Annotated in this window: 14 protein-coding genes; 11 read left to right on the forward strand and 3 right to left on the reverse strand. The window is 67.9% G+C overall.

Annotation, left to right across the window (positions count from 1 at the left end; all coding sequences use genetic code 11):
- Positions 1 to 7: 7 nt before the first annotated feature.
- On the reverse strand, positions 8 to 430 hold the full coding sequence (locus I8J34_RS01400; RefSeq protein WP_214359562.1) for a hypothetical protein: 423 nt from the start codon (positions 428 to 430) through the stop codon (positions 8 to 10).
- A gap of 133 nt (positions 431 to 563) precedes the next feature.
- Complete coding sequence (gene ilvD, locus I8J34_RS01405; RefSeq protein WP_214359563.1) at positions 564 to 2,414, reverse strand: dihydroxy-acid dehydratase; 1,851 nt, start codon at positions 2,412 to 2,414, stop codon at positions 564 to 566.
- Positions 2,415 to 2,610: 196 nt separating this feature from the next.
- Here ilvD and pgi point away from each other — a divergent pair, with 196 nt between their 5' ends.
- From pgi to I8J34_RS01425, 4 genes are read left to right on the forward strand one after another with little or no spacing between them, the layout of a single operon-like run.
- Positions 2,611 to 4,326 carry a glucose-6-phosphate isomerase gene (pgi, locus tag I8J34_RS01410; protein ID WP_230411661.1) on the forward strand — a complete coding sequence of 572 codons (1,716 nt, stop codon included), beginning with the start codon at positions 2,611 to 2,613 and terminating at the stop codon, positions 4,324 to 4,326.
- 51 nt (positions 4,327 to 4,377) lie between these two features.
- The gene (locus I8J34_RS01415; RefSeq protein ID WP_214359564.1) at positions 4,378 to 5,034 is read left to right on the forward strand and encodes a YceH family protein; all 657 of its coding nucleotides are present in this window, start codon (positions 4,378 to 4,380) and stop codon (positions 5,032 to 5,034) included.
- A 4-nt stretch (positions 5,035 to 5,038) separates the two neighbouring features.
- Positions 5,039 to 5,833 carry a prolipoprotein diacylglyceryl transferase gene (gene lgt, locus I8J34_RS01420; protein WP_214359565.1) on the forward strand — a complete coding sequence of 265 codons (795 nt, stop codon included), beginning with the start codon at positions 5,039 to 5,041 and terminating at the stop codon, positions 5,831 to 5,833.
- Positions 5,834 to 5,892: 59 nt separating this feature from the next.
- Positions 5,893 to 7,272 carry a malonyl-CoA decarboxylase gene (locus I8J34_RS01425; RefSeq protein ID WP_214359566.1) on the forward strand — a complete coding sequence of 460 codons (1,380 nt, stop codon included), beginning with the start codon at positions 5,893 to 5,895 and terminating at the stop codon, positions 7,270 to 7,272.
- 30 nt (positions 7,273 to 7,302) lie between these two features.
- Here I8J34_RS01425 and I8J34_RS01430 read toward each other — a convergent pair whose 3' ends face one another.
- Complete coding sequence (locus I8J34_RS01430; RefSeq protein WP_214359567.1) at positions 7,303 to 8,001, reverse strand: fumarylacetoacetate hydrolase family protein; 699 nt, start codon at positions 7,999 to 8,001, stop codon at positions 7,303 to 7,305.
- A gap of 174 nt (positions 8,002 to 8,175) precedes the next feature.
- Here I8J34_RS01430 and hemP point away from each other — a divergent pair, with 174 nt between their 5' ends.
- The 7 genes from hemP to I8J34_RS01460 all read left to right on the forward strand — a co-directional run bounded on the left by hemP (position 8,176) and on the right by I8J34_RS01460 (position 11,335).
- Positions 8,176 to 8,364, forward strand: a complete 189-nt coding sequence (gene hemP / locus I8J34_RS01435) for a hemin uptake protein HemP (RefSeq protein ID WP_214359568.1) — start codon at positions 8,176 to 8,178, stop codon at positions 8,362 to 8,364.
- A 24-nt stretch (positions 8,365 to 8,388) separates the two neighbouring features.
- Complete coding sequence (locus I8J34_RS01440; protein ID WP_214359569.1) at positions 8,389 to 8,616, forward strand: (2Fe-2S)-binding protein; 228 nt, start codon at positions 8,389 to 8,391, stop codon at positions 8,614 to 8,616.
- Positions 8,613 to 9,098, forward strand: a complete 486-nt coding sequence (gene bfr / locus I8J34_RS01445) for a bacterioferritin (RefSeq protein ID WP_214359570.1) — start codon at positions 8,613 to 8,615, stop codon at positions 9,096 to 9,098. Before I8J34_RS01440 ends, bfr begins: the two co-directional genes overlap by 4 nt.
- A gap of 86 nt (positions 9,099 to 9,184) precedes the next feature.
- A complete protein-coding gene (locus I8J34_RS24795; RefSeq protein ID WP_255553105.1) occupies positions 9,185 to 9,310 on the forward strand; it encodes a hypothetical protein in 126 nt (41 codons plus the stop codon).
- A gap of 75 nt (positions 9,311 to 9,385) precedes the next feature.
- A complete protein-coding gene (locus I8J34_RS01450) occupies positions 9,386 to 10,159 on the forward strand; it encodes an energy transducer TonB (RefSeq protein ID WP_214359571.1) in 774 nt (257 codons plus the stop codon).
- Position 10,160: 1 nt separating this feature from the next.
- A complete protein-coding gene (locus I8J34_RS01455; protein WP_214359572.1) occupies positions 10,161 to 10,916 on the forward strand; it encodes a MotA/TolQ/ExbB proton channel family protein in 756 nt (251 codons plus the stop codon).
- On the forward strand, positions 10,916 to 11,335 hold the full coding sequence (locus I8J34_RS01460) for an ExbD/TolR family protein (RefSeq protein ID WP_214359638.1): 420 nt from the start codon (positions 10,916 to 10,918) through the stop codon (positions 11,333 to 11,335). Before I8J34_RS01455 ends, I8J34_RS01460 begins: the two co-directional genes overlap by 1 nt.
- The last annotated feature ends 37 nt before the right edge of the window (positions 11,336 to 11,372 follow it).

An 11,372-nucleotide genomic window follows, 5' to 3' on the forward strand; every position in this document is an offset into this window, starting at 1 on the left:
TCCGCCGTCAGCTTACAACGGATCGCACGCCCCCCTCCGTGAACACCGGCACGCCGCTTCGACGCCGTCGCGCGGCATGGCGCACCACCCGCAGGCGCCGGCGCAACACGGGCTGCGCGAGCGCCTGGGTCACCGGCAGACGCAGGCCACCCCGAAGCCCGGACGGCAAGGCCAGCGCCGGATGCAGCCGGCGCCACAGCTGTACATACATCACCGTCATCAGCACCGCCTGCACCGACATCGCCACGCCAGCCACGGCAAACAAGACCCACGCGTGACTGTCGGCGAAGGCCGGGTGCAAGGCGCCGCCGAACACGGCAATTACCAAGGCGGCGAGAAAATTGAGCACCGCCACCCCGCCCATCGCAACAATGACCAGCGGCCAGACTTTTTCCAGCAGGACTTCGGGGGGTAGGTCGGAAGGGCGCATCGGCTCTCTCCGCAACGACGACTCATACTCCTGAGAGACGCCCACCCGCGCGAGGTTCCCGGCGCCCACGGCAGGCGGGCGCAAAAAAGGGCCGCCCCGAGGCGGCCCTTGGCACGCGTGCGAGCGCTGGCGTTCAGCGCTGCACTTGCGTCACATCGCGCACCGCGCCGGTGTCGGCGCTGGTGGTCAGCGCGGCGTAGGCCTGCAGGGCGGCCGACACCACGCGCTGGCGGCCGATCGGCTTCCAGGCGTCGGCGCCCTTGGCGTCCATGGCAGCGCGGCGTTTGGCCAGGGCGGCCTCGTCGATGAGCAGGTTGATGCGCCGGTTGGGGATATCGATCTCGATAGTGTCGCCCTCTTCGATCAGGCCGATCGCACCGCCGCAGGCCGCCTCGGGCGAAGCATGGCCAATCGACAGGCCGGAGGTGCCGCCCGAGAAGCGCCCGTCGGTGAGCAGCGCGCAGGCCTTGCCCAGGCCCTTGGACTTGAGATAGCTGGTCGGATAGAGCATCTCCTGCATGCCCGGCCCGCCCTTCGGACCCTCGTAGCGGATGACGACCACGTCGCCGGCGACGATCTTGTCGGCCAGAATGCCCTCGACCGCAGCGTCCTGGCTTTCGAACACCCGGGCGCGACCGGTGAAGGTCCAGATCGACTCGTCCACGCCGGCCGTTTTGACGATACAGCCCTTCTCGGCGATGTTGCCGTAGAGCACGGCCAGACCGCCTTCCTGGGTGAAGGCGTTGGCGCGGTCACGGATCACGCCGTGGCTGCGGTCCATGTCGAGTTCGTTCCAGCGGCGATCCTGGCTGAAGGCGACCTGGGTGGGCACCCCGCCGGGCGCGGCGCGGAAGAAGTCGAACACCTTGTTGTCGTGCGCCTGCATCACATCCCAGCGCGACAGGGCCTCGGCCAGCGTCTTGCTGTGCACGGTATGGGCGTTGCGGTGAAGCAGCCCGGCGCGATCGAGCTCGCCGAGAATGCCCATGATGCCGCCGGCACGATGCACGTCTTCGATATGCACGTCCGGCACCGCCGGCGCCACCTTGGACAGGCACGGCACCTTGCGCGAGATGCGGTCGATATCGGCCATGGTGAAGTCGACGCCCGCCTCGCGCGCCGCGGCCAGCAGATGCAGCACGGTGTTGGTCGAGCCGCCCATGGCCACGTCGAGGGTGATGGCGTTTTCGAAGGCCTCGAAGCTGGCGATGCTGCGCGGTAGCACCGTGGCGTCGTCCTGCTCGTAGTAGCGACGCGCCAGCTCGACGATCTTGCGCCCGGCGGTGAGGAACAGCTGTTTGCGGTCGGCATGGGTGGCCACCACCGTGCCGTTGCCCGGCAGCGACAGGCCCAACGCCTCGGTCAGGCAGTTCATGGAGTTGGCGGTGAACATGCCGGAACAGGAACCGCAGGTCGGGCAGGCGGAGCGCTCGACGGCAGCCACTTCTTCGTCCGAGCAGCTCGAATCGGCGGCCTTGACCATGGCGTCGACCAGATCCAGGGCGATGACCTTGTTCTCCCACTTGACTTTGCCGGCCTCCATCGGCCCGCCGGAGACGAAGATCACCGGGATGTTGAGGCGCAGCGCGGCCATCAGCATGCCCGGGGTGATCTTGTCGCAGTTGGAGATGCACACCATGGCGTCGGCGGTGTGGCCGTTGACCATGTACTCGACCGAGTCGGCGATGAGGTCACGCGAGGGCAGGCTGTAGAGCATGCCGCCGTGGCCCATGGCGATGCCGTCGTCGATGGCGATGGTGTTGAATTCCTTGGCCACGCCGCCGGCCGCTTCGATCTCGCGCGCCACCAGCTGGCCCATGTCCTTGAGGTGGACATGACCCGGCACGAACTGCGTGAAGCTGTTGACCACGGCGATGATCGGTTTTTCGAAGTCGCCGTCCTTCATGCCGGTCGCCCGCCACAGGGCGCGGGCGCCTGCCATGTTGCGGCCGGCGGTGGAAGTGCGTGAACGGTACTGGGGCATGGGGTTGGTCTCCTGAAACCTGGGGCTGCCTGCGAACTGAACATTGTAGCGCGAGCCGAGCGCTTCGGGCGCCCGGGCGCCCCTTGAACGATAGCTGCAAAATGACAATTCAGGCGTCATAATAGGCAGTTTTCCCTCCTTGGCCGGTGTTCGCGGGTGACGCTGTAACATCGCTCCACTACACTGTTGACCCAGCATGAACCGACTCACAGATTTTCACGCCCCCGACGGGCACACCCCCAACACGATGTCCGATTCCCCAGCCGACCTGTGGTCCCGCCTGCGCCAGGCTGCCTCGCACCAGGCCGGCGTGCATCTGCGCGACCAGTTCGCCGCCGACCCGGGCCGGGCCGAGCGGATGAGCGCGCGCAGCGCCGGCCTCTTCCTCGACTACAGCAAGAACCGCATCGACGACGACGCCCTCGGGCTGCTGTTCGCGCTGGCCGATGCCAGCGATCTGCGCGGCGCGATCGACGCCATGTTCGGCGGCGAGCGCATCAACAGCACCGAGCACCGCGCCGTGCTGCACACCGCGCTGCGCGCGCCGGCCGACGCCGACATCCGTGTCGATGGCCACAATGTGGTCCCCGACGTGCACGCCGAGCTCACTCATATGACCGAGTTTGCCGAGCAGGTGCGCAGCGGCGCCTGGCGCGGCCATACCGGCGAGGCCATCACCGACATCGTCAATATCGGCATCGGCGGCTCCGACCTCGGCCCGCGCCTGGTGTGCGACGCCCTGCGCCCGCTGGCGCCGACGGGCCTGCGCACGCATTTCGTCGCCAATGTCGACGCCGGCCGCCTCAACGGCCTGCTGCGCCAGCTCGACCGCGCCACCACCTTGTTCGTGGTCTGCTCCAAGAGCTTCTCCACTCAAGAGACGCTGACCAACGCCCGCAGCGCGCGTGCCTGGTTTCTGCGCGGAGGCCCCACCGAGGCCGACATCGGCCGCCATTTCGTCGCGGTGTCGACCAATGCCGAGGCGGTCTCCGACTTCGGCATCGATCCGGCCAACATGTTCGGCTTCTGGGACTGGGTGGGCGGGCGCTATTCGCTGTGGTCGGCCGTCGGCCTGAGCATCATGCTGCAGATCGGCCCGGCCGCCTTCCGCGAGCTGCTCGCCGGCGCCCATGCCATGGACACCCACTTCCGCACCGCGCCATGGTCGGAGAATCTGCCGGTGCTGCTGGCGTTGATCGGCGTGTGGTATGTGAACGGCTTCGGCGCCGCCACCCACATGATCGCCCCCTACGACCACGGCCTGCGCCAACTGCCCAGCTTCCTGCAGCAGCTCGACATGGAGAGCAACGGCAAGCAGACCACCCGCGACGGCCAGCCGGTCGGCCGGGCCACCGGGCCGGTGGTGTGGGGCAACAGCGGCATCAACGGCCAGCACGCCTTCTACCAGCTGCTGCATCAGGGCTCGCAACTGGTGCCGGCCGACTTCGTCGCCAGCCTGCACAGCCCCGACAATACCCGCCCACACCACGACATCGTGCTGGCCAACTGCATCGCCCAGGCCCAGGCGCTGATGATGGGGCGCACCGCCGACGAGGCACGCGCCGAGATGGTGGCCGAAGGCCTGCCCCCCGAGCGCATCGCCGAGTTGCTGCCGCACCGTGTTTTCGCCGGCAACCGCCCCACCAACCTGATCCTGCTCGACGCGCTCACGCCGCGCACTCTCGGGGCCCTGCTGGCGATGTACGAGCACAAGGTGTTCGTCCAGGGCGTGCTGTGGCATGTGAACAGCTTCGACCAATGGGGCGTGGAGCTGGGCAAGCAGCTGGCCCGGCGCATCGAGGCTGCCTTCGAGAGCGGCGTCATGCCGGCCGGCGCCGACAGCTCCACCTGCCGCTTGATCGCCCTGGCGCGCGCCGCCCTGCACGAACGCGACGACGGCACGACGCGCTAGAGGCGGGCGATCCGCTATCATCGCAGGCTGCGCCATAGCCGGGATCGCCCCATGACCGACACCACCGAATCGACCGAAGGTTTCGACCTCAGCCCGAACGAAGCCCGCGTGCTCGCCGTACTGATCGAAAAAGGCTTCACCACCCCCGACCAGTACCCGCTCAGCCTCAACGCCATCACCACCGGCTGCAATCAGCTCACCGGGCGAGAGCCGGTCATGCAACTGGACGAATCCGAGGTCAGCGAAGCGATCAGCAGCCTGCTGGCGCGTGGTCTGGTCGGCCGCTACGAAGGGGCCCGGGTGGTCAAGTACGAGCACCGCATCCGCCTGCGCCATTCGCTGCCGCCGGCCGAGCAGGCCATCATGGCGCTGCTGATGCTGCGCGGCCCGCAGACTGCCGGCGAGCTGCGCAGCCGCGCCGAGCGCATGCACCGCTTCGACGACATCCCCACCGTGCAGGCCGCGCTCGAACACCTGGGCGAAAAATACCCGCCCATGGTGCTCGCCCTGCCGCGCGCGCCGGGCACCAAGGAAACCCGCTATGCCCACCTGATGTGCGGCGAGGTGGACGTGGCCAGCGCCATGGCCGCCGCAGCGCCGTCCGCGCCGGGCGGGCTGGCCGCGCGGGTCGAAACGCTCGAGGCCGAAGTCGCCGCGCTGCGCGCCGAGTTGCATCAGCTCAAGATCAACCTGGGCGAAGCCGACTGAGCCGATGCTGACCCACCCGCAATTCAACCCGATCGCGCTCAAGCTCGGTCCGCTTTCGATCCATTGGTACGGCCTGATGTACCTGGTCGCCTTCGTGCTGTTCATCGTGCTCGGGCGTATCCACCTCAAGCGCCGGCCCGAGTTGGGCTGGACCGCGCAGCAGCTCGACGACTTGCTGTTCTACGGCGTGATCGGCGTGGTCGTCGGCGGGCGCCTCGGCGAGGTGCTGTTTTTCCAGCCGGGGTATTACTTCAGCCATCCGCTCGAGATCCTCGCCACCTGGAAAGGCGGCATGAGCTTCCATGGTGGTTTCCTCGGCGTGCTGCTGGCCATGTGGCTGTATGGCCGCAAGCATGGCAAGGGCTTCTGGCAGATCACCGATTTCATCGCGCCGCTGGTGCCCACCGGCCTGGCCGCCGGGCGCATCGGCAACTTCATCAACGGCGAGCTGTGGGGCCGGGTGGCCGACCCCTCGCTGCCGTGGGCGATGGTCTTTCCGCAGGTCGACACCCTGCCGCGCCACCCCTCGCAGCTCTACCAGGCGGCTGGCGAAGGCTTGCTGCTGTTCGCGCTGCTGTGGTGGTTCGCCCGCGCGCCGCGCCCGCTGCGCGCGACCTCGGCCGTGTTCCTGATCGGTTATGGCGTGCTGCGCTTCGCCATGGAGTTTTTCCGCACCCCGGATCCGGGCATTTTCGGCACTCTCAGCCTGGGGCTGTCGACCGCGCAGTGGCTGTGCGTGCCGATGGTCCTGGCCGGTGTGGCGCTGATGCTGCACGCCTACCGCCGACCGGCGTCCTGAACTGCCGCACCGGACGCCGGTCACAACGCTTCGATCGCCGCCAAGCACGAGAGGCCCGCATGGTTTCCAACATCGTCACGCGCAGTCTGGAACGAATGCGCGACATCATTTCCTGGGGCGGCAAGTCCCAGGCGCATCTCGAAGCCCATGACCTCGACCGCCTGCGCGCGCAGATGCGCGAGTGCGCCGAGGGCACCGGCGGCGAGGTGTCCACCCGCCAGCGCGCAGCGCGCCTGGCGCAGACCTATCTGGAGCTGGACGACGACGCACGCCATGCCTTCCTGCGCATGATCGCGCTGGAGTTCGGGCCGGACCCGAATCGCGTGGCCGAAGCCCATGCCGCCTACCAGGACAAGGTGGGCACGCCCGAGCAATGGGATGCCGAAGCCAAGCTGCGCGGCGCCATGCGCTCGCGGCGCATCCGCATCCTCACGCAGTTCAACGCGATCCCCGCCGGGGTCAAGTTCCTGGTCGACCTGCGCGCCGACCTGCTGCGCTTTCTCAAGGACGACCCCGAACTCAAGGCCCTCGACCGCGAGCTCGAAGCGCGGCTCAACGCGTGGTTCGACGTCGGCTTCCTGGAGCTGCGCCGCATCACCTGGGAGAGCCCCGCCGCGCTACTCGAAAAGCTGGTGCAATACGAAGCGGTGCACGAGATCCGCTCCTGGAAGGATCTCAAGAACCGGCTCGATACCGACCGGCGCTGCTACGCCTTCTTCCATCCACGCATGCCGCTGGAGCCGCTGATCTTCGTCGAGGTGGCGCTGGTCGACGACCTGGCCGACAACGTCCAGAAGCTGCTCGACGAGATGGCGCCAGTGTCCGACACCAGCCGCGCCAATACCGCCATCTTCTATTCGATCAGCAACACCCAAGTGGGTTTGCGCGGGGTGTCCTTCGGCAACTTCCTGCTCAAGCGGGTGGTCGACGACCTCAAGCGCGATCTGCCCAGTCTCAAGCAGTTCGCCACGCTGTCGCCGATCCCGCGGCTCAAGGACTGGGTGCGCGCCCACCCGGAGGCGCTGGCCGAGGCCTTCACCGAGGCGGACTGGAAAAAGCTCGCGCCCTTCGGCATCGACGGGCCGGACGCGGCCGGCTTCAAGGCCCTGCTCGACGACACCTGCCCGTGGCTGGAGCAACCCGGCCTGCCCGCCGCCCTCGGCACCCCGCTGACCCGATTGGCCGCACGCTATCTGTGTCATGCCAAGTCGCGCGGCGCGCCCTTCGACCCGGTGGCCCGCTTCCACCTCGGCAACGGCGCGTGCATCGAACGCCTGAACTGGATGGGCGACACCGCGGCCAAGGGCATGGCCCAGTCCTTCGGGCTGATGGTCAATTACCTGTACGACCCCGATCGCATCGAGGCCAATGTCGAAGCCTTCGTGGCCGACGGCACGATCGCCGCCTCGGGGCCGATCAAACGCCTGGCCAAGGGCTGAACCGGCGGGGCCGCGCGCCCCGCCAAGGCCTCAGACGATCTTCAAGGCCAGCGTCCCGATCCCCTCGACGCCGCCCTTGAGCACGTCGCCGCGCGTGACGGCGCCGACCCCCGCCGGCGTGCCGGTCATCAGCAGATCGCCGGGCGCCAGCTCGAAATAACGCGACAGCCCGGCCACCGCCTCCGCCACCGACCAGATCATGTCCGACAGGTCGCCGCTCTGGCGGCGCTGGCCGTTCACCTCCAGCCAGATCGCGCCGAGCGCCAGATGCCCGGTGTCGCAGGCCGGGCGCAGCGCTGAGATGGGCGCCGCATGGTCGAAGGCCTTGCCGATCTCCCAGCTGCGCCCCTGGGCCTTCATCTGCGCCTGCAGGTCGCGGCGCGTCATGTCCAGCCCCACCCCGTAGCCCCACACATGATCGAGCGCGTCGGCCACGGCGATGTCGCGACCGCCACGGCCGATGGCTGCCACCAGTTCGATCTCGTGATGCAGATCGTCCGTCATGGTCGGATACGGCCACTCGGTCGGTGTCTCGCCGCTCACCGCAAACGCGGCATCGGCCGGCTTGCAGAAGAAGAACGGCGGTTCGCGATCGGGCGAGCCGCCCATCTCGCGGGCATGGTCGGCATAGTTGCGGCCGATACAGTAGATGCGCCGCACCGGAAAACGGTCGGTCGTGCCGGCCACCGGAAGGCTGGCCTGAGCTGGGGCGGGAATCACAAAGGACATGGCGGTTCCTGACAGGGGACGGGAAAGAATTCGGACTATACCTGTCCACCCCATGACGCCGCACACCCCCGGCGCCGACCGTCGGCGGACGAGGATGAACAACACCGACGACGCTTGACGGCGCCGGCCGAAGATGATGAAATGCGAATCGTTCTTGTTTGCATTGCTTGGACCATGACATTGCCCCGCCAGCCCGCCCCGTCCGCCGTCACCACGGAACCGCTCCGTACCGACGACCGTGCGTCGCCGGCCATCGCCAGCGAATCGCTGCTCAAGGGGCGCAGCGTGGTCACCATCGAACACAAGGGCATCAGCTACCGGCTGCAGGAAACCCGCGCCGGCAAGCTAATCCTGACCAAATAAGCTATATCGAAAGGAGCCGCCCGCATGTATGTCTGCGTCTGCAACGCCGTCACCGAAAGCGACATTCACCATGCCGCCGCCCAAGGCGCTCGCCGCGTGCGCGACTTGCGTGTCCACCTCGGCGTGACGGCGGATTGCTCTCGCTGTGCGGGTGCGGCAAAGTGTTGTCTCGACCGGGCAGTGGCGTCGGCATCCATGTCGGCCCACGGCTTGGCGTCGAGCCCGCCCCGACTCCTGGAGACCACCGCATGAAAGGCGACAAGAACATCATCAAACTGCTCAACCGCCAACTCACCCATGAGCTGACGGCCATCAACCAGTACTTCCTGCATGCTCGCATGTACAAGAACTGGGGCCTGGCCAAGCTCGGCAAGCATGAGTACGACGAGTCGATCGAGGAGATGAAGCACGCCGACGTCCTGATCGAGCGCATCCTGTTTCTCGAAGGCCTGCCCAATCTGCAGAACCTCGGCAAGCTCCTGATCGGCGAGAACGTGCCCGAGTGCCTGAAAGGCGATCTGACGCTGGAGAGCACCGCCCGCAAGGACCTGATCGAGGCCATCGAACAATGCGAGTCCTGTAAGGACTACGTCTCCCGGGAGGTGCTCGAAGCGATCCTGGAAGACACCGAAGAGCATATCGATTACCTGGAAACCCAAATCGAACTGGTCGACAAGGTCGGTCTGCCCAACTACCTGCAATCGCAGATGGACCCGGGGCACCCGTCCAGCTGACCAACCGCCGCGGGCGCCCCTGTGGCGCCCGGCCAGCCAGTTCCTGCGGGACCAGCCAGCCGAACATCCATTGCCTGGAGATCCGCATGAACCGTCACGACACCCTCACCGCACGACCACCGCTGCGCGGCTGGACCACGGCTGCGATCCTGGTCGGCATCGGCGCCCTGCTCGATTTCCTGATCACCGCCGCCACCGCCACGCCCGTCTGATTCATGAATTTCAGTACATCGATGCGACCGGGTGTCGCGTTTGCCGATCCGTCCCCCGCGCTAAAATGGGCGCCTATGGCCCCCAACAACGCCACTCCCGCACCGGCCTCGGTCGCGCCGCGGCGCGCATCTGCGCGCGCGCGCCTGGCCGCCTGCGCGCGCCTGCTGGTCGTCATCGGCCTTCATGCGCTGGCCCTGGCCTTGATCCTGCGCGCCGTCGATGTGCCGCCGCTGGCCCCTGTCACCACCATCGAAGTGGCGCTGATCACCCCGCCGGCCCCCAAGCCCGTCAGCCCGCCCGAGCCCATCGAGCCCCCCAAACCACCACCGCCGGCCCCGAAACCGCCCCCGCCCAAGCCGGTCGTCCGCCCGACGCCGCCCAAGCCCGTGGCCAAACCCGCCCCCCGCCCGGCTCCCGCGCCTTCGCCCACCGCCATCAGCGAACCAAAGGAAGAGGCGCCACCTCCGGCCGAAGCTCCTGCGGCTCCCGTGGCCGAGGCGGCACCGCCTGTCGCGCCGGTCAAGGCGGCCCCCGGCCCCACCGTCGCCGCGCCCGCCCCGATCATCGCGGCGCGCTTCGATGCGGCCTATCTGGACAACCCCAGCCCGCGCTATCCGCGCCTGTCACGCCGCATCGGCGAACAAGGCAAGGTGCTGCTTCGCGTGCTGGTCACCGCCGAGGGCACGGCCGGCGAAGTACGCCTGCAGCAGTCTTCCGGCCACTCGCGCCTCGACGAGGCCGCGCGCAACGCCGTCAGCCAATGGCGCTTCGAGCCCGCCCGCCAGGGCGACCGGCCGGTGGCCAACTGGGTGATCGTGCCCATCGAATTCAAACTGGAGAACACCTGAGATGGATACCCCCAACGCCTTTGGCCTGAGCCAGCTGTGGGCCCAAGCCGACATCATCATCCAAGCCGTCGCGATCCTGCTGATCCTCATGTCCGTGGTCAGCTGGTATCTGATTCTCAGCAAGGGCCTGCGCCTGCTCGGCACCCGCCGCCACGGCGACGTGGTCGAAGCCTTCTGGCACGCCGCCTCGCTCGACGAAGGCCTGCGCCTGCTCAACACCCGGGCACCCGATGCACCCAGTACCAGCCTCGCCCACCAGGCCGCCGCCGCCCATGCCCACTGCACCCGCCATGCCGCCAACACCACGCTGGGCAGCACGCTCGACGCCGGCGAATTCGTCACCCGCGCGCTGCGCCGGGCCATCGCCGACGCCACGGCGCGGCTCGAAAGCGGGCTCACCATCCTCGCCTCGATCGGCTCGACGGCGCCCTTCGTCGGTCTGTTCGGCACCGTGTGGGGCATCTACCACGCGCTCACCAGCATCAGCGTCAGCGGTATGGCCTCTCTCGACAAGGTCGCCGGGCCGGTCGGCGAAGCGCTGATCATGACCGCCTTCGGCCTGTTCGTCGCCATCCCCGCGGTGCTCGCCTACAACGGTTTCAATCGCGCCAACCGGGTCGAACTGTCCGAACTCGACGGCTTCGCCCATGACCTGCATGCCTACTTCGCCACCGGCGCACGGGTGGCGGTCGGGGCGCCGGCCGACGAGCGGCGCGCCAACGCCATCAAACCGATCCGCCCCGCCGAGGTGGCATGATGGCCTTCGGCGGATTCGATAACTCGGGGCAGAACGCCCCGATGAGCGAAATCAACACCACGCCGCTGGTGGACGTGATGCTGGTGCTGCTCATCATCTTCATGATCACCGCGCCCTTGCTGACCCACTCGGTCAAGATCGACCTGCCCACGGCCAGCAGCGCACCGACGGTCGAAACCCCCGACACCATCACCGTCTCGCTCAATGCCGAAGGCCAACTGTTCTGGAACAACGACCCCATCGACAAGGCCACCCTCGATCTGCGCCTCGCCGATGCGGCCACCCAGCAGCCCCAGCCGGAGTTGCATCTGCGGGCCGACCAGGAGACCCGCTACGCGGCCATCGCCGAACTGATGGCGGCCGCCCGCCAGGCTGGGGTCCAGAAGCTCGGCTTCGTCACGCTTCCGGCCGACGAGTAACACCCCGCACCGCACTCACCCGCCGCCCAGGCGGGTG

This window comes from Denitromonas iodatirespirans, assembly GCF_018524365.1.
GTDB lineage: Bacteria > Pseudomonadota > Gammaproteobacteria > Burkholderiales > Rhodocyclaceae > Nitrogeniibacter > Nitrogeniibacter iodatirespirans.